The following is a 21,161-nucleotide window of genomic DNA, read 5'->3' on the forward strand; positions in this document are numbered from 1 at the left end:
ACTGGCAAACTTTAGTCCACAAACTCAAATTCAAAGTTTCCGATGCGGACGATATCACCGTCTTTGGCGCCACGTTCGCGGAGGGCTTCGTCAACTCCCATACCACGCAACTGACGGGCAAATTTCATGATAGACTCGTCACGTTCCATATTGGTCATGACAAAGAGACGTTCTAATTTCTCACCATAAAGTACCCAAGCAGCATCATCGTCACGCGTGATTTCAAATGGACGTTCATCCGCATTGAAGCCATAGTAAACTTCATCGTCTTGCATGTCTTCTTCGGTGTAAAGTAGGAATTCATCTGTCTGATCAAGCAGCTCTGCTGTTGCTTCCAAGAGATTATCCAAACCTTGATGCGCCAAACTTGAGATTGGAAAAATCATTGGCAACTCATCAAATTCATCATAGTTAGCTGCTAATTTTTCCTTGAAAATCTTCAAATTCTCTTCTGCTTCTGGCATGTCCATTTTATTGGCAACAATAATCTGCGGACGCTCCATCAAGCGCAAGTTGTAAGTTTCAAGCTCCGTATTGATTTGCACATAGTCCTCATAAGGATCACGACCTTCACTCGCTGACATGTCAATGACATGCAAGATGACACGCGTGCGCTCAATGTGACGAAGGAACTGAGTCCCCAGACCAACACCTTGAGAAGCCCCTTCAATCAAGCCTGGAAGGTCTGCCATCGCAAAGCTTTCACCAGACTTGGTACGCACCATACCAAGGTTAGGCACAATCGTTGTAAAGTGATAAGCACCAATTTTTGGTTTGGCTGCCGATACCACACTAAGAATGGTTGATTTACCAACTGATGGGAAACCAACTAAACCAACGTCCGCGAGGATTTTTAATTCTAATTCAAGCTGACGCTCTTCACCTGGCTCCCCATTTTCCGCAATCTCAGGTGCAGGATTACGAGGTGTCGCAAAACGGATATTCCCACGGCCACCACGACCACCACGCGCAATAATAAACTCTTGACCATTCTCTACCAAGTCAGTTAGCACTTTACCAGTCTCAGCATCACGAACAGTTGTCCCTTGAGGAACTGAGACAATAAGGTCTTTAGCACCTTTTCCGTGCATCCCTTTGGTCATCCCTTTTTCACCATCTTGGGCCTTAAATTTACGGTTGTAACGGAAGTCCATAAGGGTGCGCAACCCTTCATCCACTTTAAAGATAACTGAGCCACCTTTTCCGCCATCTCCGCCCCATGGTCCACCATCTGGCACATACTTTTCACGGCGGAACGCCACCATACCATCACCACCACGACCAGCCTTTACACTAATCTTAGCAGTATCCAAAAACATTGACATAAATTCGATACAGAGGGCGCCCAAATCAGATAGAAAAATAGGAAACCAACGATGAGTGCTTGCACACAAGTTGGTTTATCTTTTTTCCGAGGATTTAGCCCGAGTTCAGTTTAGTACAATACCTAACCGAAGTCCCCTCTTTCCTTTCTCTTTTTAACTAAATAGAATAGCTTCATCCAGACCTTAGTCCTTCACGACTATCTCTTGTTCTTTTTTATTGATAAAAAGCAGAGCTCTTGCCCTGCCAATTGTAAATGAATTCCACCTTACATCAAGACGTTGATGGCACTAAAGACCACACCGCCAAGCGTAATTAAAATCATAAAGATGACTACAATTTGCACTAAAATTTCAAAAGGTGTTTTTTTACGATTGCCATTATCACCAAAAGCCATGATTATTCCTCTTCTTTGCTTAATTCCTATCTATATTACCATGAAATGAGGGATTTCGCAAACAATAGTAAAGATTTTTCATTGAGAAATTTAGAAGAATATGCTATATTTAAAAGCGACTTTTAGAAAATAGGAGAAGGTTATGACATTACCTAATTTTGAAGAAAACTTAAAAAAATATGCCGACTTGCTTATTGTTAAAGGACTTGGTGTCAAAAAAGGCCATACTGTTATTATGACTGTTGATGTGGAGCAATCACAATTCGCCCGCCTTTTAGTAAAATCAGCTTACGCACACGGTGCTGCTGAGGTTGTTCTTGACTATGCTGATGACCAAATCACGCGCGAAAGACTCCTACACGCTGACGAAGATCGCATCACAACTGTTGCTGATTATGTGGTTGCTAAATCAAATCATTTCCTAGAGAAAAAAGCAAGCCGTCTCTTTGTTCGCTCATCTGATCCAAATGTCTTCGCTGGTGTTGACCAAGATCGTTTATCAAAAACACAACAAGCTTTGTCAATCGCACTTGCGAAACAACGCGAAGCTACTCAAGCCAATAAAGTGAGCTGGAACTTGGCCGCAGCTGCTGGTAAAGAATGGGCTGCTCTTGTTTTCCCTGACCTTGCTACCGAAGAAGAGCAAGTTGATGCGCTATGGGATACCATTTTCAAATTGAACCGTGTTTACGAAGAAGACCCAATCAAGGCATGGGATGAGCACCAAGCTAACTTGGTTGCAAAAGCTGAGCTTCTTAACAAGTACCAGTTTGATGCTCTGCATTACACTGCACCAGGAACAGACTTGACACTTGGAATGCCTAAAAACCATGTTTGGGAAGCCGCTGGTTCTGTTAACGCTCAAGGTGATGAGTTCATTGCCAATATGCCAACAGAAGAGGTCTTCTCAGCTCCTGACTTCCGTCGTGCAGAAGGATATGTCTCATCTACCAAACCACTCAGCTATGCTGGAACAATTATCGAAGGCATGAAATTCACCTTCAAAAATGGTCAAATCACAGAAGTAACCGCTGAAAAAGGCGAAGCTACTATCAAGAAATTGGTTGAAGAAAGTAAAGGTGCACGTGCGCTTGGTGAAGTTGCCCTCGTCCCACACAAAACACCAATTTCACTATCAGGTTTAACCTTCTTCAATACCCTATTTGACGAAAATGCTTCAAACCACTTGGCAATCGGTCAAGCTTACGCTTTCTCAATTGAAGGTGGAACTGAAATGACTCAAGAAGAACTTGAAGCTGCTGGACTTAACCGTTCAACGGCACACGTTGACTTTATGATTGGTTCAGAGCATATGGATGTCGATGGTATCACTGCCGATGGACAAATCGTTCCTATCTTCCGTGGTGGAGAATGGGCAGACTCATTCAAATAATCACTTGAAATCAAAAACGCTAGCTCCTGCTGGCGTTTTTTTGATTTCAAAAAAAGACAAACCGAACAGGCTTGCCTTATAAATCGGCTTTCTTATCTATCGAACCACTTCATTAGAGAATATTGTCGTAATCTTCGCGAACCTCTTTTGGCCAAACGCTTGACTGCACTTCTCCGATGTGTTTTTTACGGAGCAAGAACATGACAAGTCGTGATTGCCCAATACCACCACCAATGGTTAATGGGAAAAGACCGTTTAGAAGAGCTTTATGCCATTCTAATTCAAGACGATCTTCATCGCCTGTGATTTTGACTTGACGTTTCAAGGCATCTTCGTCAACACGAATTCCCATTGAAGACAATTCAAAGGCTGTTCCAAGTTGATCATTCCAAACAAGAATATCACCATTCAGCCCCTTGTAGCCACGCTCTGAATGACTGGTCCAGTCATCATAGTCAGGAGCACGCCCATCATGAGGTTTACCATCTGGTAACACACCGCCAATTCCAATTAAGAAAACGGAACCATATTCTTTACATACTGCATTTTCACGTTCTTTTGGCGTTAGATCTGGGTAACGTTCTACCAATTCTTCTGTATGGATAAAGGTGATTTGTTTAGGTAAAATGGATTCAATATCATAGCGAGCTTCAACCGCAAGTTCCGTCAGACGAATCGCTTTATAAACTTTTTCAACAGTTTCTTTCAAGTAAGCAATGTTACGGTGCCCATCAGGAATAACCTTCTCCCAGTCCCACTGATCCACATAAACAGAGTGAGTTGGGTCGAGAGAATCCTCATCTGGACGCAGAGCCTTCATGTGAACAAAAAGTCCTTCTCCCTCATTAAAGCCAAAACGTGCCAGCGTATGACGTTTCCATTTTGCCAATGAGTGCACAACCTCGAAGGTGTGCTCAGGGATTAATTTGACCTTAACCGATACAGGATTTTCAACACCCGACAAATTATCCTGCATACCATCACCCACTTGGCTCAAAATTGGTCCTTGGACTTCAACAACTTCTAATTTATCTTTCAAATACTGGGTAAAGGTATTTTTAACAAACGAAATTTCTTCCTGCTGATGGATAAAACTTTTCTTCATCAGAACTCCTCGCTTCATTTCAATAATTGGAACTATTATACCTCCTTTTCTATTAAAAAAAAAGCCCTTATGAAGGCTTTTTATGATAAAACGTTCTTTTTGAGGTAAGAAATAGCTGGCGCAGTTAAACGACGGGGGCCTCTGATGTTCGTAACTCCCAATTCTTTTAAGCGGTCAAGCGTTAACTCAGAATCGCTGAGCTGCTGGCGTAAACGGATAAGCATCATCTCACCATCTTCCTCTGCAAGATGGTCATCTAAAACTTCACAAATATACCGCACCGCTTTTGTCGGAGCAGTAATATAAATTAGAACGACATCCCCTTTTTTAAGGGATTTTTTCTGATGCCAATAAACCGTTTGATGCGCCGCAAATTCCCTGTCAATATCATAATTTTTCATATTGGCAGGAATAATCCAATAGTCCGTACCATTTGGATTGGACACTGTTTTTGGCGCAACCAATTGACGGCTTTTGAGCACTAACTCAAAGAGTTCTTGATCAGATACCTTACCATCCAAAACCACAGTGACCCACGACTTCTTAGACATGTGATAGGCTGGATAAATCGAAGTTTTCTCAGTAAGCCTTGGAATATCATTCGGAGAAACCTTGATATTAATGATTTCCACAACTTCTTTTAAATCTTCGTTCGACCACTCCTCATCCCCTAGCTGCAACTTCGAGCGTTCCACAGTCCCTACTAAACCGTACCATTTTTGATTATCGGGATGACGAAAAGCTGTAAAACTTGGAAATTTGGCAAAAGGACTATCCGTTTGATCTCCAAAATTTTCGGTCAAATAAATAGCAAGACGATTGGTTTGTTCTTGAGAAAATAGCTGAGCTTCAAAACAAGTGGCCGCAATTCTTTCTAAAATCTCAAGATATCCTTCTCTAACTTGACCAACAAATGATCCTACTGCACGCTCAACACGTAATGCTAAATATTCCTCATCAAGCTCCAAATCAATAACACAAGCAGAAAGATGCCCATCTTTTGAAATGCTAACTCTAGCTTCAAAACTATCCTCTAAGAAGCTCTCTGTGTAATGATAAATCTCTCCATCAAAAGAAAATCCATAAGGAATTAACTTATCAAAACATACTCGCTTTTTGGTAAATACCACATCTTCTAAAGCCATTACACTTTCTCCATAGATATAAAAGAGCGTAGGGAAGGCAAAACCATGAACGGTTATCTTCTACTGCACTCTAAATCACCCTGACATTATTGTAAAAACGAAGAGGCTGGAATCATTTTCACAACCTCTTCACTTTCTGCCCCCTGCAGGAATCGAACCTGCAACTAATTCTTAGGAGGAATTTGTTATATCCATTTAACTAAGAGAGCTAGTAAAAAATCTGCCACAAAGACAGATTTTTATCCATACGTTATTCCTAACTCTTCTAAATTAGAGGAGTTGAACTGAATACGACCTACGAGCTGTGCAAAAAAGACAGTTTTTCCACGAACGCCAACGTCCATTGTCAAAAACTCCTATTTTTGCTTTGCTCGCTTAACGGTCTTTATATCTTAGAATTAGCGACGGATTTCTTTAATACGAGCAGCCTTACCTTGAAGAGCACGCAAGTAGTAAAGTTTAGCACGACGGACTTTACCGTAACGTACCACTTCAATTTTATCAACACGTGGTGTGTGGATTGGGAACGTACGTTCTACACCGATACCACCTGAGATTTTACGAACAGTGTACATTTCTGAGATCCCTTGACCTTTACGAGAGATAACAACACCTTCGAAGATCTGGATACGTTCGCGGTTACCTTCGACAACTTTCGCGTGAACGCGGACAGTGTCACCAGGGCGGAATGATGGGATATCAGTACGAAGTTGACCTTCAGTCAAACTTTGGATTAATGGATTCATTTTTTATTCTCCTATCTTACTAATCTTAAGAGCAGTTTGTCGTCCCAGCGGATTAGCCGTAATTTCTGTGTGTCCATTACACACTCTTATTATTTTAGCAAAAAGAGCGGACGCTTGCAAGTCAAATGTTGGGAAAATTCATCTCCTTATCAACTGCTAATACTTAACAAAAATCAAAAATTACTTTTTTGCTTCTTTCTTAAAAGTGCGGACGCTCCAAAGGTCTGGGAGACCTTTGGAGGTGGGAAATAGAGCTGACGAAGTCAGTATCACAACCTCCTACGGAGTTTCATTGCTAGATTTGAGTCTCTTTTTCGCAGTAGATGATTGGCTGTACTTGTCGACTAATCGACAGCGTCCAACCTAATCATCCTTGCGGGGGAACTACTACGAAATTGATTTTCAATTTCTGTAGTTCTCCCAAAAATCCGTTCTTATCAAGCAAATTACCCTCGCTTTTTGATTTCTAAGCTCAGGCTGAAACTGTCCACTGGACAGTTTCACTCCCACATCCGCACAGCTCCAAATGTCTGGGAGACCTTTGGAGGTTGGAAATAAGATGAACGAAGTTCATCACATTCGTATAGGATGGCCGCTAACGATTGCGTGGTAGTAAAATAGTCCAGTGGACTATTTTAGGTGGACACTTGAAAATGAAAAAGTGTCCAGTTAGGACTTCCAATCAGCCACTGCGTCAATCTGTTAATGCCATTAAAAATAGAAGGTTGAGATATTTATGTCCCAACCTCCCTCAATTATTATTTATTTTGTCTCAATAAGTCCAAGTTCACCATCTTCACGACGATAGAGAACATTTGTCACGTTGTCTTCAGAATCTGTGTAAATGAAGAAGTCGTGTCCTAATAATTCCATTTGAAGCAAAGCTTCTTCTAAGTCCATTGGTTTTAAAGTGACATGTTTTGTACGAACAACCTTAGTTGCTGGTGTTTCTTCAGCAGCTTCAGCTTCAAATTCGCTCGTAAAGACTTGACCTGTAGCTACTTTTTCACGGTGTTTCTTCGCAATCTTAGTTTTGTTTTTACGAATTTGACGTTCAATTTTATCAACTACCAAGTCAATAGAACCATACATATCTTGTGACACATCTTCTGCACGAAGCGTGATAGAATCAATCGGAATCGTTACCTCTACTTTAGCTGTCTTTTCACGGTAAACTTTTAAATTAACACGAGCACTCAATTCTTGATCTTCATGGAAGTATTTCTCAATCTTACTGATCTTGCTTTCTACATAATCACGGATAGCTTCGGTTACTTCAATATTTTCACCACGGATACTAAATCTAATCATAGTAGATACCTCTTTTCTCGCTTTTTTAAAAGCGCTTTCTTTTTACACTTTTATTATACTCTTTTTAGAAAAAATTGCAAGCCTTTTTAGCGTGCTAGTGAAAATGTTTTTATTTCTTTCACTCCTTTTTCATGAAAAAGCTGGGCTGCTAACTGTAAAGTCATTCCAGTTGTATAAATGTCATCTATGAGAAGGATTTTATCAGGCAAAGCTTTATCGAACCTTAACTCAAAAGGATTTTGAGATTGCAAACGTTCTGCACGAGATTTATCCGATTGCTTTTTTACCTCTCTTTTTATCAATAATTCTTGATAAGATAAGCCAGTACCATCCAATAATCCTGTTACTTGATTAAAACCACGCTCTGCCTTTCGCTTGTCACTTAATGGAATAGGAACCAGAGTATATTCGCGATAAGATTTCAAGGCAAGTTTTAAGTCATTCAGAAATACTTTTCGTAAGAGATAATCACCCTGAAATTTATAGCGACTGAAATAGGCTTTCATGGCAGTATTGTAGCAATAGATTGCCTGATGATTAACCGACTTTCCCTGCTTCTGCCAGTAGAGACAATCGCTACAAACCTCGCTTTCCCCATATCTATAACACAAGGGGCAATGCTGCTCTGCTATTTTTTCAAAAGTCGAGGAACAAGCGGAGCAAACCAGGGTCTTAGAGGGAGCTAAGGTTAATAGTTCTTGAAAACTAGGGCGTTTTTTAAGCTCAGCTGCGCATATTAAACAGGTCATGCAAAGCCTCCTTTTTGATTCATCAGGCGAATCTCAGCAATGGCTCTTGCCATCTCTATAGTCATGCCATCGTGAAAGAAAATCAATTCTCCTGTTGGTCTCTCCATTGCTCTTCCGACACGGCCACCAATCTGCACAAGAGAGGACCGCGTATAGAGTTTATGGTTGCTCCAAAGTACAAAAACATCTACACAGGGAAAGGTAACTCCCCTCTCTAAGATAGTGGTTGATACCAAAACAGTCAGCTTTTTATCTCTAAACTGCTGAACTAATTCTAAACGATTTTCTGTTGTTGAGGCAACAAACCCAATAGTTTCCTGTGGAAATGTTTTCGTTAAGATTTCAGTAAACCTTTGTCCTATCTCAATGTGAGGAAAGAAAATCAAAAGTGGATAACCCGTTTCTCTTTGTGAGGCTACCTGTTTCAACAATTTTGAAGGGAGTTTGTCTTTTTGAAGACTAAATAACAGTCCACTCAGCCACTTCATTTTGGGAACCACGAGAGGATTGGCGTGGAAACGTCTGGCTAAATCTAACTTTTTAAGCTTTCCTTGTTTGACTTGTTTATCCAATGCATCCGTTGAGGTAGCTGTCAAAAAAACTTTGACGCCATCAATTTTAACCGCTTGGTTAAGACCATGATAAAGCATGGCATTATCAACGAAAGGAAAAGCGTCCACCTCATCTATAATCAGTAAATCAAAGGCTTGGTAAAATTTAAGCAACTGATGGGTTGTTGCAATAACCAAGGGCGCTCTAGTATAAGGCTCACTCTCACCATGCAAGAGCGCTATGGGACAAGAAAAATCTCTGCTAAGGCGTTTATGAAGTTCTAGACAGACATCAATCCGTGGACTAGCTAGACAAACCTGTCCACCTTGCTCCAAAACACTTGCCACTGTCTCATAAATCATTTCGGTCTTTCCAGCCCCTGTCACCGCATGAATAAGGATATTTTCCTTATTAGCCACAGCAGTTTTCATGCCATCTGAGATTTCCTGTTGGTACGACGTCAGAGTTCCTTGCCAGATCAGATACTTTTCTTTAGAAAAAGGCTGCGCTGGGAAATAATAGAGAGGCTGGCTTTGTCGATTTCTCCCTAACATAAGACACTCCCTGCAATAATAGTCACCAGCTGGCAACAGCCAGTCTGTTAATATGTGACTGCCACATCGCTGACAACAGAGTTTCCCTTTTTGCTCTAGCATGGCTGGTAACTGTTTAGCTCTGCTTTTTTCCTCATCGGAAAGTTGATGCGCTACAAATAAACGTCCGTAAAAATCTTCCATACTTGACTATTCGGATTTCATTAAAAATATGGTAAAATTTGGGTATGAAAAACTATAAAACAATTGCTAAAGACGGTATTGTCGAAGAAGAGATTAAAAAATCGCGCTTTATCTGTCACCTTAAACGTGTGGAAACAGAGGAAGAAGGGCGTGATTATATCGCTCAAATTAAGAAAGAGCACTACAAAGCTAATCACTCCTGCTCTGCCATGATTATTGGGCAAGATGGACAGCTCAAGCGTTCTTCAGATGATGGAGAACCATCAGGTACTGCTGGTGTTCCGATGCTGACTGTTCTAGAAAAACAAGGGCTAACCAATGTCGTCGCTGTGGTCACGCGCTATTTTGGAGGGATTAAACTTGGAGCAGGTGGGCTTATTCGTGCTTACGCTGGTTCTGTCGCTAACGCTCTGACAGAGATCGGAATTGTCGAAGTTAAAGAACTAGATGGTCTCCAAATCCAGCTCAGCTATTCTCAGTATCAAACCTTTGGAAACTTCCTTGAAGCTGAAACGCTTCAAGAGTTTGACACCCAATTCGGGGCAGATGTGACGACCACTATTTACGTTGACAAGGAAAAAATGGACACTACCATTGCTAAACTCACTGAATTTTACGCTGGAAAGGTAACCTGTCAAAAATCAGGAAATCAAATCGTAGAAGTTCCAGTCCAGTAATCTTTCCCATGATAAGAAAATCTTATCACCACTATAAAAAATTAGTATTTTACAGCACCCGCTTTTCTCCTTATAATAGCGATAGAAAAGTGAGGTATCTGTATGACTAAAATTTATAATAATATTACTGAATTGGTGGGGAAAACCCCTATTGTGAAATTGAACAATATTGTTCCTGAAGGGGCTGCTGATGTTTATGTGAAACTCGAAGCCTTCAACCCAGGATCATCTGTTAAAGACCGTATTGCTTTAGCCATGATTGAACAGGCTGAAAAAGATGGTAAAATCACTCCTGGTGATACCATTGTTGAACCAACATCTGGTAATACTGGTATCGGACTCGCTTGGGTTGGTGCTGCTAAAGGCTATAAAGTCGTTATTGTTATGCCTGACACCATGTCAATTGAGCGTCGTAAAATTATCCAAGCTTATGGTGCTGAGCTTGTCCTCACCCCTGGTAGTGAAGGAATGAAAGGCGCGATTGCCAAAGCACATGAAATCGCAGAAGAGCGCAATGGTTTTGTACCGTTACAATTTGCAAACCCTGCTATTCATGAAGCAACAACTGGTCGTGAGATTCTTGAAGCATTTGGTGAAACAGGACTAGATGCCTTCATCTCAGGAGTTGGAACTGGTGGAACAGTTTCTGGCGTCTCTCACACTCTAAAAGCCGTAAACCCAGAAGTTCAAATTTTTGCCGTTGAGGCAGATGAATCTGCCGTACTCTCTGGAGAAAAACCTGGGCCACATAAAATTCAAGGCATTTCAGCTGGTTTTATTCCTGATACACTTGACACAAACGCTTACGATGATATTATTCGTGTCGCTTCTGACAATGCGCTTGCAACAGGACGTTTAATCGGTGCCAAAGAAGGCTTCCTCGTAGGAATTTCATCTGGAGCTGCTATCTATGCAGCAATCGAAAAAGCTAAAGAGCTTGGCGCTGGTAAAAAAGTACTCGCTCTTCTTCCAGATAATGGTGAGCGTTACCTCTCAACAGCACTTTACGATTTTGAATAATTCCAATTTTCAATGACAATACCAAAAAACTCTTAGAACTGGTTCTCACCAAAACTAAGAGTTTTTTATTATATAGTTGTTTGAATTAATAATAGGACACTATCTAATCAGGATAGTATGAGATAAATCTATCCATCATATTTTTGATTGTCCTATTCTTGATTCAAAACATTATAATGATGCTCAATGGGAAATAATTCTGACAAAGTCAGCGTCAAAACCTCCTGTAGAATTTTAACGTTTTTTGACAAACCTGAACTTTTTCAAAATGCAATGACTACATTATTTTTCTTTGTCTCGCAGGAAAGTCAAACTTTCATCAATCCAATCTGACAGATTATCTGCCAAAGGTTGAAATCCAATTTTCACTCTACTGTTTGAAAAACGGTGACGTTGTGGAAAATGGTGTTTTTCTTCCTCTAGGCTACGCATAGACAATGATGCCTTGCCACTGTATTCATCATAATCAATCACCTGAACTTGGACATGGTCACCAATTTTAAAAACATTGTAAATACTGTCGACATAACCTGTTTTAACTTCAGAAATATGAATGAGGCCCTTGATGCCATTTTCTAAAACCACAAAGGCGCCGTAGGGTCTAAGACCTGATACTGTGCCTTCATATTTTTGTCCAATTTTCATTAGTCAACAACCTCAATGGTTTCAATCACCACATCTTCTACTGGTTTGTCTGAGTAACCTGTTTTCACAGCTGCAATAGCATCAAGAACAGCGTAAGAGGCGTCATCCATCAATTGTCCAAAAACAGTGTGGCGGCGATCAAGGTGCGGCGTTCCACCATTTTCAGCATAATATTCTGCAATCGGCTCTGGCCAACCACCACGTGCAATTTCCTTTTTGCTGTATGGCAGGTTTTGATTTTGGACAATAAAGAATTGGCTACCGTTGGTATTTGGTCCAGCATTTGCCATTGACAAGGCTCCGCGAAGATTATAAAGTTCATCTGAAAATTCATCTTGGAAGCTACCGCCATAAACAGACTCACCACCCATACCTGTTCCAGTTGGGTCACCACCTTGAATCATGAAATCTTTGATGATACGGTGGAAGATGATCCCATCGTAATAACCAGATTTTGCTAAATCCACAAAATTCTTAACTGTTAGTGGAGCATGATCTGGGAAGAGTTTGATGACCATATCACCATGGTTTGTTTTAATTGTTGCAACTGGTCCTTCAACAAGGGTCAAGTCTAATTGTGGGAAGTTCAATTCTTTTTCTACCATTCCTAATTTCTCCAAGGCATTAAAAATGCCATCTTCTTCTACTGTGTCTGTAATGTAATCTGCTTTTTCCTTAAGTTCTGGGACAGCATTGCCCATCGCTATTTTGAAACCAACATAGTCAAAAATTTCCATGTCGTTTGGACCGTCTCCAAACATCATGGCATTGGCTGGTGTCAGACCTTCTTTGTCTAAAACTTGACCAACACCTGAAGCTTTTGAAATGCCATCTGCGACAACATCTGATGAATGCACATGCCAAGGGACTAAACGCAACTGGTTAGCGAGCTCTTCTGGCAATCGAAGCTCTGCATTGTTTTCCGCAAAAGTCCACATGTGATAAACATCATTCTCTAAATGGAAATCTGGCGCCACTTCACATTCACCATAAACAGGAATCATGGCTTCATCAATCAGTTTGCTTCGTTCGGAAACGACTGGCTTGTCCTTACCGGCAAAACCATAGGCAATGCCCTGCTCTTTTGCCCAAGTCACATATGCTTTGGCAAGTTCTGGAGCAATTGGCTGATTGAAAACTTCTTGTCCTTTACGGTCAATGACATAAGAACCATTAATCGTGACAAAATAGTCTGGATTAAGGTCACGAATTTCTGGAACAACACCATACATGGCACGACCTGACGCAATCCCTGTCAGAAATCCTTTTTTCTTTAGACCAGCAAAGACGGTTTTTATGCTTTCTGGCATGTATCCCGTATCTTTCACACGGAGTGTATCGTCAATATCAAAGAAAATGACTTTAATTTTCTTAGCTTTGTATTTCGTTTTTGCATCCATCTTTAAAATTATCCAAGGCCTTTCTCAGTTTTAAGTCAAAACAACTAATAGCTTATTATAGCATATTTATGCCTAAAAGGTGTAAGTGAGAGTAACTGACATCATTTCCAACAGTCTAGATAATTCCTTTATTCGCTATCTGGAACCAATTTATGCTTAAAGGCGTAAACAACAGCTTGTGTACGGTCAGCGACATCTAATTTAGACAGAATATTAGAGACATGGGTCTTAACTGTTTTTAAGGAAATAAAGAGTTCGTCAGCAATGGTTTGATTGTCGTAACCTTTTGCTAATAGCCCTAGAATGTCACGCTCTCGCGCTGTTAACTCATCGTGAAGATGTGGGTCATCCCGATAATCTTTGAATTTTTGATTGACCTCAGTTTCAATGGCAAGATTTCCCTTAGCAACTTTTTGAATAGCATTAAGAATTTCAGCCGCATTTGAGGTTTTGAGCATGTAACCTTTGGCACCTGCTTCAATGACTGGGTAAATTTTTTCATTGTCCAAATAAGATGTTAGTACCAAAATTTTGGCTTCTGGCCACTCTTTCAAGACTTGCAAAGTCGCTTCTACCCCATCAAGTTCTGGCATCACTAAATCCATGACCACAACATCTGGTCTTAATTCCAGAGCAAGTTCAACGCCCACTCTGCCATTGTCAGCCTCACCAACCACTTCAATATCCGGCTGCAGGTTAAGAAAACTCTTCAACCCAAGTCTTACCATTTCATGATCATCTACCAAAAGTACGTTAATTGTCATCCACTTCTCCTTCCATCAAAGGCACTCGAATATCCAAGGAAGTGCCTCTTCCCTTGCTACTCAGCAGTTTCATCGTCCCTGCTAAGTCTTCCACACGGTCTTCAATATTTTTAAGTCCATAGCTGAGCTCCCTCTTAGCGTCTAAATCAAATCCCTGTCCATCATCTATCATCTTGAGTTCGACATCACTCTCACCTTGAATGAGATAAACCTCTAGATGATTAGCCTTGGCATGCTTCAAGGTATTGCTAATAAACTCTTGAGCAATCCTGAAAAGATTTTCTTCGATAGCTTTTGGAATTTCAAAAACTTCTGCTCGGTAATCAACTTTGATATTAGCCTTATCCGTTAATTCCTTTAATATCATGCGCAGACCTTCTGAGAGAGTTTTCCCCTCTAACTCCGTTGGCCTTAAGTGCAAGAGTAAGATCCTCAAATCATTTTGCGCATCGTTGACAATACCTTCCACCGTTTTCAGCTGTTCTTGCAACTGCTTCGTTGTCAAATCCGGTGCTACATGAGATAGACCTGACAACATCATACTAGAAGCAAACAATTCCTGACTAACCGTGTCATGAAGGTCTCTTGCAATCCTGCGTCTTTCTTGCTTAACAATGTCCTCACTATTTTCGATATAGGCATTTTCCGTTTTTTGCAAGTTCGTTGTCAAATGCCTCATCTTACTTGAGAGGCGCAACAAATTTTGACTGAGTTCCGTTTCACCTGATTCTCGTATTGGCTTATTATCCAAAATTTTGCGCAATTGATAGTTGGTTTGGCGTTTACTGTACTCATCCAGCAAAAACCATCCCATGAGCAGTATCACCATTAGCGTAACAGCCAATGATAGCAAACTCCATCCAAGATTAAAAATCAGATTGAAGTTTGAAATAATGATGTTGAGACTTAAGCCCAAACTATCAAAGAGAACAAACGTCACAGTCCCTAAAATGAGGATGTCGAAGATAAACAGTGTCATAATGGTTTTAATTTTCATCGTCTCACCACCTCTACATTTCCAGCAAGAACGCTGACAACGAGTTTCACTCGCTTATGAGACTGTCTGTAACACTCTTCTTCTAAGGTAATGGTTTCGTTACGTAAATCGTATTCAGGATAGTCCAAAAAGGTAATACTGCCATAAACACTCGATGCATTTAGGCGAACGGCAACATCAATCGGTACAATGACCTGAGTTGGTCCGTAAATCTTACGAATGAGAATATGATTGTCTTTACCAGCTACAATAACTTCTGTCAAATCAATCGTATCATTTCCTGTCAATCGGATAATATTGATATCATCAAAAGCAAAGCCTGTACGCTTTAGGGGCTCATGCTCACCAATCCATTGATTGGTAGTAGAAGTGACAGATAACTCTTCCTCAAATTGAATTAAGGCTCTACGATTTTTTTGCTTCACCTGAGAAAAATGGTTAATCAGCATGTAAACCATCCCAAATAAGATGGCAACAATGACATACGGGTTTAGCATAAACACTAAAAAGAGTAGCCAAAAACTAGCTATCAAAAGAAAATTATTGCGACTGCCTAGATTATAAAATCTCAGCAAAAGTAAGGTTACAACCAAGAGCAAGAGAAAGGCTGAAATATCCTTAGACAATATGGTCATGATCGCCATTGCTAAAAGAATACTTTCAACAATTAAGAAAATATGAAATTTTTTCATGTCACTCCTTTATACTTAACAAAAATCAAAAATTACTTTTTGTTTCTTTCTTAAAAGTGCGGACGCTCCAAAGGTCTGGGAGACCTTTGGAGGTGGGAAATAGAGTTGACAAAGTCAACATCAAAACCTCCTACGGAGTTTCATTGCTAGATTTGAGCTTATCTCTATCGCAGTAGATGATTGGATGTACTTGTCGACTACTCGACAGCGTCCACCCTAATCATCCTTGCGGGGGGAACTACTACGAAATTGACTTTCAATTTCTGTAGTTCTCCCAAAAATCCGTTCATATCAAACAAATTCCCCTCGCTTTTTGATTTCTAAGCTCAGGCTGACACTGTCCACTGGACAGTGTCACTGATATGAATACTACTATAGCGAAAGAAACATGTTAGCCTCACTTCGTTCGGTAGTCCATCAAAAGTATTAGAGGTTCTAAAATGCTAATTTTGATTTTGGATGAGTATTACCTATCGTCATCACTATTGTTCATTTTATCAGAATTATGGTTAAATTTCAGCCGTTTCATAGGAAAAAGCAAAAAATCCACCCTAAGGCGGATTTTTATCTAATTGGTCGCACTCGTTTCTGCTTCGCTAACAGTTGTATTTTCAGATACGCTTGCTGATTCACTGTGGCTAGCCGTTGTTTCAGTAAGGGTTGTTGTGGTAATATCTCCCTGGATGTACAGAGCTATATCTCCTTTGCCTTTGACTGAAATCGCTTCTCCATAGTAAGGTTCTTGAGCAACAATAACACTACCGCGACTTGGTTTTTTCACCTCAACATAACCGGCTTCAGACTGAGTGTAAAATTTAATCCGTGACTCTGAGATTCCCAAAGTAGTTAATATGGTAACTGCTTGATTGTAAGTCAGTGCATTACCAGACTCATCTGTCGTCACATTTGGCATGATAATGTTATCTTTAGTCGCAACCTTAAAAACAATTTTTGTTGAATCTGTAATCGTATAAGTAGTCCCAGCTTCTGGCGTTTGAGAAATAATTGTTCCTACCTCAAATTCAGTTCCTTCAATATTCTCATAGCTGATATTTTCTTCTGCGACATGATAAGTTTCGATTAATTCTTTTTTAGCCTGTTCGTAAGTTTGACCTGTGTAGTTTGGCATTTCAAAACTCTTATGACCTAAGGAAACGTATAAATCAACTTTAGAGCCTTTTTTGCGGTTTGACCCTGCTGTAGGATTCGTTTTGACCACTCTTCCAGCCTCAATAGAGTCATTATCAATTTCGTAAACTTTTCCTAGCTTCAGACCAGCATCTTCAAGAGAATGCGTTGCCTCTTCCTGCGTTTGACCAACAATATCAGGAATAGTGACTGAAGGTGGCGTTGAAAGCGCCAAGTAACCAAAGAGGATACTAAACAACAACAGAACTCCTAAAAAGATTTTAAAGAGTGTTGCGATTGGATGACGTTTTTTCTTGTTTACTTTTTGTGAGGCTTGCTCTTGATTTTCCAAGATTTCTGGGGCTGCTTGCCCTATTTCAGGTTCTGGGGTTGGTTTTAATAGCTTATCACGAGGTGTTTTAGCTGTATTGGTTTCAACTTTAGGTAAGCTAGTTTTCGATTGCATACCGTCATCAAATGTCAAACGGCGCTCTCTTGCTCGACCAGAATCCAGTGCTGAAGAAAGGTCTCTAATCATTTGATAAGTCGAAACGTAACGATCTGTCAACTTTTTAGCTGTCGCACGCAAAACAACATTTTCCAAAGCCTGTGGCACGGTGTTATTTTCTGCTATAATCGACGGCAATGGTTTTTGAAAATGCTGCAGAGCAATCGTTACGGCTGAATCACCATCGTAAGGGATATGTCCGGTCAACATTTCAAACAGCATAATCCCCATGGCATAAATATCACTTTGAATGGTTGCTTTAGAACCACGCGCCTGTTCAGGTGATAAATAATGCACTGACCCGAGCATTGAATTGGTTTGGGTCAAACTGGTTTCAGCAAAGGCCACCGCAATCCCAAAATCCGTCACCTTGGCTCTACCATCTCTAGTCAAAAGCACATTCTGAGGTTTCAAGTCTCGGTGAATAATCCCTTTTTGGTGAGCTAACGTCATCGCTGACAAGACCTGTCTCATGATGCGAATGACTTCTTCATTTGATAAAGGTCCGTGGTCATGAATATATTTCTTCAAATCTGAACCGTCAACATATTCCATAACAAGAAATTGTTGACCATCTTCCTCACCAATGTCACGAATCGCAACAATATTAGGGTGAGAAAGTTCTGCCATGGCACGCGCTTCACGTTGGAAACGAGCGACAGCAACTTGGTCCGTCTGATAATTAGTCCGAAGCACCTTAATAGCGACTTCCTCATTGTCCAAAATCAGGTCATTTGCCAAGTATACATCGGCCATGCCACCACGACCAATAGATTTGAGAATACGATACCGACCAGCAAACAATTTGCCAATCTGAATCATTCCACGTCCTCACTTTCGACCGCAACTAAGGCAACGGTAATATTGTCAAGCCCACCTTCAAAGTTAGCTTGCTCAATAAGCGCCTCGGTCTTAACATCAAGACTTGTTTCTTCTGAAATGATATCAACAATCATTTGATTAGACACCAAATTGGTTAAACCATCACTATTAATCAGAAGATAGTCTTCCGCTTCCAAGACTTGTACTGCAACATCAATTTCAAGTGGCGCAGCCTGACCGACAGACTGTGTAATGATATTCTTTTGAGGATGAACAGCAGCCTCTTCTTCTGTCAATTGCCCTGCTTTTACCAAGGCATTAACCAAGGAGTGATCACTAGTCAAAAGGGTATATTGACCGTCTCGAATAAGTCCAATGCGAGAGTCACCGACATGGGCAAATATCGCCACATTTCCAAGAAAGGCAACAACTTCAACTGTTGTTCCCATCCCCTTGTAATCATCTGTTTGTCCAAGCTCATAGATTTTTTGATTTTCAGCTTCAATCGCTTCAAACATCCAGTCGCGAATTTCACTGAGTTCTGTAAACTCAGTATTAACCCAAGAGCGCCCCAAGTCTGTCACTGCCATTTCACTAGCAATATTTCCTGCACGGTGGCCTCCCATGCCATCTGCAAGGACAATCAGTGTAATATCACTTTTATTTGTGTATTTATTGATAAAATCTTGGTTATTGGAACGTTTTAAGCCAATATCCGTTTGTAATGCAATTTTCATAGTTGTATCCGCTGAACGTTGTCAGCTCTTCCTCCTAAGACACTAATCAACTCGACGGAATTTCGCAATGAAGAATCCGTCAGTCCAATATTGTTCTGGCGTGATAGTCAAACAGCCATCCACCACAATATCCTTCTGTGCATGTTCTAATGGTACCTGCTCAAATTGAGGATGCTGCGCTAAAAATGCTTTGACAACCTCTTGATTTTCTTCAGCTACAATCGTGCAGGTACTATACACCATTATACCACCTTTACGCAAGGTTTGACAAACACTTGATAGGATTTCCAGTTGCGTTGCTTGTAGGCTTGTAAAATCCTTGATGTCTTTATTATATTTAATATCTGGTTTACGTCGAATAAGACCAATCCCTGAACACGGGGCATCAACCAAAATTTTATCAAAGGTTTCTGGTTCAAAATGCTGGTGCACTTGACTAGCATCCATTTTTTGCGTTTGAATCCTGTCTGAAACACCTAAGCGTTCCGCATTTTCACGTATCAGCTGGAGCTTATGGTCATACAAATCTAAGGCTGTGATGGTTCCAGTTTTGAGATAGCTGGCCATGTGAACAGTTTTTCCACCGGGAGCCGCACAGGCATCCAGAACATGATCACCTTCTTGGATATCTAAAATCGGAGCAACTAACTGACTGGTCTCATCTTGAATGGTAATGGTACCTGATTTGAACCAGTCACTTGCAGCAAAATGACCACTGGCTTTCGTTAGACCAACTGGTGACAACAGTGACTTGTCCGCACCTGTTTCCTCAGCAATCTCATCCAATTGCGCAACATTCGCTACACGAACACTTGCTTTATTTCGCACAAAAAGACTTTCAAAAATAGCCACTGCACGGTCTTCGCCATACTGTTCGATAAGTTTTTTGACCAACCAAACTGGCAGTGAATACTTGATGGAATAACGTTTGTTCACACGCTTAATCGTATCAGGATCTGGCAGTGGCTCACTACTTAATTTGCGTAACACTGCATTTACTAGCTTCTCAGCCCCTTTTTTATTACCACGATTTTTGGCAATGGCTACCGCATCATTGACGACAGCGTGAGCTGGAATCTTATCGAGGTAAATCAGCTGATATAGGCTAAGCATCAATAAATCATAAACCCAGCTCTGCAATTTATCACGGTCCGCAATAACGTGTGACAGGTACCACTCTAGGGTTAACTTGCGAGCCACCGTTCCATAGACAATCTCCGTCACCAAGCCTTTGTCCTTTTCAGCCAACTGTGACTGAGAAAGCTGCTTGTTCAAAGCTAGGTTAGAATAGGCCCCCTCACGGAAAACCTCTTCTAAGATAAGCAAAGCCTGACCACGCGCTGTTTTTTTCCAATCATTCGCCAAAGCTATCACCTACTTCAAGATTTCGTCCAACGCCATTGAGAAAATCTGCAATCGCCATTTTAGGTTTTCCTGCTGGTTGCACAGTTTTCAAGGAAATAGCCCCTTGACCTGTTGCCACCACCAACTCTTTCTTGGTTTTAAAAATAATCTGTCCTGGCTTGCCATTTCCTTCTGCCAAAGCTGTTTCATAGACTTTGAAACGTTGCCCATCCAAGTAAGTGTGCGCCACTGGCCATGGATACATACCACGCACCTGATTGAAGACCTCACGATCTGATTTAGTCCAGTCAATACGCTCTTGTTCTGGGCTGATATTTGGGGAGAAGGTTGCTTGGCTATGGTCTTGAGGTTCTGGTTTAATGTCTCCAGCAATATAACCAGGTAAGGTTTCTAAAAGCAAATCACGACCAACAATAGCCAATTTCTCAAACATGGTACCAACATTATCTTCGTCCAAAATTGGCGTACTAGCCTTGGAAACCATATCTCCAGCATCCATTTCCTTAACCATTTCCATAATGGTTACCCCAGCTTCTGCCTCACCATTCATAATGGCATAATGAATTGGCGCACCACCACGGTATTTTGGCAACAATGAGGCATGCACATTAACAGCAAAGCCAACGCTATCCAAGAGTTTGGTTGGTAAAAATTGTCCGAAAGCTGCTGTCACAATTCCATCTGCACCTAAAGTCATCAGCTCTGCCATTTCTTCAGAACCTGATAATTTTTCTGGCTGATAAACCTTGAGATTGTGAGCCAGTGCCACTTCCTTAACAGGTGTCATTTTAATTTCTTTTTTACGTCCGACTGCGCGATCTGGCTGAGTTACGACTGCTAAAATGTCGTAACGACCATCCGCCAAAAGTCCCTTGAGAACTGTTGCCGAAAATTCAGGAGTCCCCATAAATAGTAATTTTGTCATGTGATATTCCTTTCACTGCTCTT

Annotated in this window: 20 protein-coding genes and 1 tRNA gene; 3 read left to right on the forward strand and 18 right to left on the reverse strand. The window is 40.8% G+C overall.

Going from position 1 to position 21,161, the window contains the following annotated elements; all coding sequences use genetic code 11:
- Positions 1 to 11 precede the first annotated feature (11 nt).
- Both obgE and AB6M99_RS07965 read right to left on the reverse strand, forming a co-directional pair.
- Positions 12 to 1,325: a GTPase ObgE gene (gene obgE / locus AB6M99_RS07960; protein ID WP_121835769.1), complete on the reverse strand. Its 1,314-nt coding sequence runs from the start codon at positions 1,323 to 1,325 to the stop codon at positions 12 to 14.
- A 266-nt stretch (positions 1,326 to 1,591) separates the two neighbouring features.
- On the reverse strand, positions 1,592 to 1,720 hold the full coding sequence (locus AB6M99_RS07965) for a DUF4044 domain-containing protein (RefSeq protein WP_083959937.1): 129 nt from the start codon (positions 1,718 to 1,720) through the stop codon (positions 1,592 to 1,594).
- 142 nt (positions 1,721 to 1,862) lie between these two features.
- On the opposite strand from AB6M99_RS07965, the gene AB6M99_RS07970 reads away from it, so the two are divergent.
- Positions 1,863 to 3,113 (forward strand): aminopeptidase, encoded by a 1,251-nt coding sequence (locus AB6M99_RS07970; protein ID WP_369350515.1) that lies wholly within the window; start codon positions 1,863 to 1,865, stop codon positions 3,111 to 3,113.
- A 112-nt stretch (positions 3,114 to 3,225) separates the two neighbouring features.
- On the opposite strand, the gene asnA is transcribed toward AB6M99_RS07970, so the two are convergent.
- From asnA to AB6M99_RS08005, 7 genes are all read right to left on the reverse strand, one after another.
- Positions 3,226 to 4,218: an aspartate--ammonia ligase gene (gene asnA / locus AB6M99_RS07975; RefSeq protein WP_121835771.1), complete on the reverse strand. Its 993-nt coding sequence runs from the start codon at positions 4,216 to 4,218 to the stop codon at positions 3,226 to 3,228.
- An 80-nt stretch (positions 4,219 to 4,298) separates the two neighbouring features.
- Positions 4,299 to 5,363 (reverse strand): MmcQ/YjbR family DNA-binding protein, encoded by a 1,065-nt coding sequence (locus AB6M99_RS07980; protein ID WP_121835772.1) that lies wholly within the window; start codon positions 5,361 to 5,363, stop codon positions 4,299 to 4,301.
- A gap of 137 nt (positions 5,364 to 5,500) precedes the next feature.
- Positions 5,501 to 5,572: transfer RNA gene (locus tag AB6M99_RS07985), tRNA-Arg, on the reverse strand.
- 189 nt (positions 5,573 to 5,761) lie between these two features.
- Positions 5,762 to 6,109 carry a 50S ribosomal protein L19 gene (gene rplS, locus AB6M99_RS07990; protein WP_027971744.1) on the reverse strand — a complete coding sequence of 116 codons (348 nt, stop codon included), beginning with the start codon at positions 6,107 to 6,109 and terminating at the stop codon, positions 5,762 to 5,764.
- Positions 6,110 to 6,871: 762 nt separating this feature from the next.
- Complete coding sequence (gene raiA, locus AB6M99_RS07995; RefSeq protein ID WP_121835773.1) at positions 6,872 to 7,420, reverse strand: ribosome-associated translation inhibitor RaiA; 549 nt, start codon at positions 7,418 to 7,420, stop codon at positions 6,872 to 6,874.
- Positions 7,421 to 7,506: 86 nt separating this feature from the next.
- Positions 7,507 to 8,169 carry a ComF family protein gene (locus AB6M99_RS08000; protein WP_121835774.1) on the reverse strand — a complete coding sequence of 221 codons (663 nt, stop codon included), beginning with the start codon at positions 8,167 to 8,169 and terminating at the stop codon, positions 7,507 to 7,509.
- Positions 8,166 to 9,458, reverse strand: a complete 1,293-nt coding sequence (locus tag AB6M99_RS08005; protein WP_121835775.1) for a DEAD/DEAH box helicase — start codon at positions 9,456 to 9,458, stop codon at positions 8,166 to 8,168. Before AB6M99_RS08005 ends, AB6M99_RS08000 begins: the two co-directional genes overlap by 4 nt.
- Before the next feature lie 44 nt (positions 9,459 to 9,502).
- On the opposite strand from AB6M99_RS08005, the gene AB6M99_RS08010 reads away from it, so the two are divergent.
- Together AB6M99_RS08010 and cysK are read left to right on the forward strand one after the other, a co-directional pair.
- On the forward strand, positions 9,503 to 10,135 hold the full coding sequence (locus AB6M99_RS08010; RefSeq protein WP_121835776.1) for a YigZ family protein: 633 nt from the start codon (positions 9,503 to 9,505) through the stop codon (positions 10,133 to 10,135).
- Between the two features lie 102 nt (positions 10,136 to 10,237).
- Positions 10,238 to 11,155, forward strand: a complete 918-nt coding sequence (gene cysK / locus AB6M99_RS08015) for a cysteine synthase A (RefSeq protein WP_369350516.1) — start codon at positions 10,238 to 10,240, stop codon at positions 11,153 to 11,155.
- A 282-nt stretch (positions 11,156 to 11,437) separates the two neighbouring features.
- On the opposite strand, the gene AB6M99_RS08020 is transcribed toward cysK, so the two are convergent.
- From AB6M99_RS08020 to fmt, 9 genes are all read right to left on the reverse strand, one after another.
- Positions 11,438 to 11,800, reverse strand: coding sequence for a S1 RNA-binding domain-containing protein (locus tag AB6M99_RS08020; RefSeq protein WP_121835778.1), 363 nt, complete (start codon positions 11,798 to 11,800; stop codon positions 11,438 to 11,440).
- The gene (locus AB6M99_RS08025; RefSeq protein WP_121835779.1) at positions 11,800 to 13,200 is read right to left on the reverse strand and encodes a Cof-type HAD-IIB family hydrolase; all 1,401 of its coding nucleotides are present in this window, start codon (positions 13,198 to 13,200) and stop codon (positions 11,800 to 11,802) included. The genes AB6M99_RS08020 and AB6M99_RS08025 overlap by 1 nt, the downstream gene beginning before the upstream one ends.
- A gap of 128 nt (positions 13,201 to 13,328) precedes the next feature.
- Positions 13,329 to 13,964 carry a response regulator transcription factor gene (locus AB6M99_RS08030; RefSeq protein WP_121835780.1) on the reverse strand — a complete coding sequence of 212 codons (636 nt, stop codon included), beginning with the start codon at positions 13,962 to 13,964 and terminating at the stop codon, positions 13,329 to 13,331.
- On the reverse strand, positions 13,954 to 14,961 hold the full coding sequence (locus tag AB6M99_RS08035; protein WP_121835781.1) for a sensor histidine kinase: 1,008 nt from the start codon (positions 14,959 to 14,961) through the stop codon (positions 13,954 to 13,956). The genes AB6M99_RS08030 and AB6M99_RS08035 overlap by 11 nt, the downstream gene beginning before the upstream one ends.
- On the reverse strand, positions 14,958 to 15,653 hold the full coding sequence (liaF, locus tag AB6M99_RS08040) for a cell wall-active antibiotics response protein LiaF (protein WP_121835782.1): 696 nt from the start codon (positions 15,651 to 15,653) through the stop codon (positions 14,958 to 14,960). The genes AB6M99_RS08035 and liaF overlap by 4 nt, the downstream gene beginning before the upstream one ends.
- A gap of 568 nt (positions 15,654 to 16,221) precedes the next feature.
- A complete protein-coding gene (gene pknB, locus AB6M99_RS08045) occupies positions 16,222 to 18,111 on the reverse strand; it encodes a Stk1 family PASTA domain-containing Ser/Thr kinase (RefSeq protein ID WP_121835783.1) in 1,890 nt (629 codons plus the stop codon).
- On the reverse strand, positions 18,108 to 18,848 hold the full coding sequence (locus AB6M99_RS08050) for a Stp1/IreP family PP2C-type Ser/Thr phosphatase (protein ID WP_121835784.1): 741 nt from the start codon (positions 18,846 to 18,848) through the stop codon (positions 18,108 to 18,110). The genes pknB and AB6M99_RS08050 overlap by 4 nt, the downstream gene beginning before the upstream one ends.
- 42 nt (positions 18,849 to 18,890) lie before the next feature.
- Complete coding sequence (gene rsmB, locus AB6M99_RS08055; protein WP_369350518.1) at positions 18,891 to 20,213, reverse strand: 16S rRNA (cytosine(967)-C(5))-methyltransferase RsmB; 1,323 nt, start codon at positions 20,211 to 20,213, stop codon at positions 18,891 to 18,893.
- A complete protein-coding gene (fmt, locus tag AB6M99_RS08060; protein WP_121835786.1) occupies positions 20,203 to 21,138 on the reverse strand; it encodes a methionyl-tRNA formyltransferase in 936 nt (311 codons plus the stop codon). The genes rsmB and fmt overlap by 11 nt, the downstream gene beginning before the upstream one ends.
- Positions 21,139 to 21,161: the final 23 nt, after the last annotated feature.

It is taken from the genome of Streptococcus hillyeri (assembly GCF_041081565.1).
Classification (GTDB): Bacteria; Bacillota; Bacilli; order Lactobacillales; family Streptococcaceae; genus Streptococcus; species Streptococcus hillyeri.

Coding starts and splice junctions, on each gene's coding strand:
- raiA (WP_121835773.1), bottom strand. CDS start 7,420: ATGATTAGATTTAGTATCCGTGGTGAAAATATTGAAGTAACCGAAGCT.
- pknB (WP_121835783.1), bottom strand. CDS start 18,111: ATGATTCAGATTGGCAAATTGTTTGCTGGTCGGTATCGTATTCTCAAA.
- liaF (WP_121835782.1), bottom strand. CDS start 15,653: ATGAAAAAATTTCATATTTTCTTAATTGTTGAAAGTATTCTTTTAGCA.
- AB6M99_RS08005 (WP_121835775.1), bottom strand. CDS start 9,458: ATGGAAGATTTTTACGGACGTTTATTTGTAGCGCATCAACTTTCCGAT.
- asnA (WP_121835771.1), bottom strand. CDS start 4,218: ATGAAGAAAAGTTTTATCCATCAGCAGGAAGAAATTTCGTTTGTTAAA.
- AB6M99_RS08025 (WP_121835779.1), bottom strand. CDS start 13,200: ATGGATGCAAAAACGAAATACAAAGCTAAGAAAATTAAAGTCATTTTC.
- AB6M99_RS07965 (WP_083959937.1), bottom strand. CDS start 1,720: ATGGCTTTTGGTGATAATGGCAATCGTAAAAAAACACCTTTTGAAATT.
- AB6M99_RS07970 (WP_369350515.1), top strand. CDS start 1,863: ATGACATTACCTAATTTTGAAGAAAACTTAAAAAAATATGCCGACTTG.
- AB6M99_RS08050 (WP_121835784.1), bottom strand. CDS start 18,848: ATGAAAATTGCATTACAAACGGATATTGGCTTAAAACGTTCCAATAAC.
- AB6M99_RS08010 (WP_121835776.1), top strand. CDS start 9,503: ATGAAAAACTATAAAACAATTGCTAAAGACGGTATTGTCGAAGAAGAG.
- AB6M99_RS08020 (WP_121835778.1), bottom strand. CDS start 11,800: ATGAAAATTGGACAAAAATATGAAGGCACAGTATCAGGTCTTAGACCC.
- fmt (WP_121835786.1), bottom strand. CDS start 21,138: ATGACAAAATTACTATTTATGGGGACTCCTGAATTTTCGGCAACAGTT.
- cysK (WP_369350516.1), top strand. CDS start 10,238: ATGACTAAAATTTATAATAATATTACTGAATTGGTGGGGAAAACCCCT.
- AB6M99_RS08035 (WP_121835781.1), bottom strand. CDS start 14,961: ATGAAAATTAAAACCATTATGACACTGTTTATCTTCGACATCCTCATT.
- obgE (WP_121835769.1), bottom strand. CDS start 1,325: ATGTCAATGTTTTTGGATACTGCTAAGATTAGTGTAAAGGCTGGTCGT.
- rplS (WP_027971744.1), bottom strand. CDS start 6,109: ATGAATCCATTAATCCAAAGTTTGACTGAAGGTCAACTTCGTACTGAT.
- AB6M99_RS08000 (WP_121835774.1), bottom strand. CDS start 8,169: ATGACCTGTTTAATATGCGCAGCTGAGCTTAAAAAACGCCCTAGTTTT.
- AB6M99_RS07980 (WP_121835772.1), bottom strand. CDS start 5,363: ATGGCTTTAGAAGATGTGGTATTTACCAAAAAGCGAGTATGTTTTGAT.
- AB6M99_RS08030 (WP_121835780.1), bottom strand. CDS start 13,964: ATGACAATTAACGTACTTTTGGTAGATGATCATGAAATGGTAAGACTT.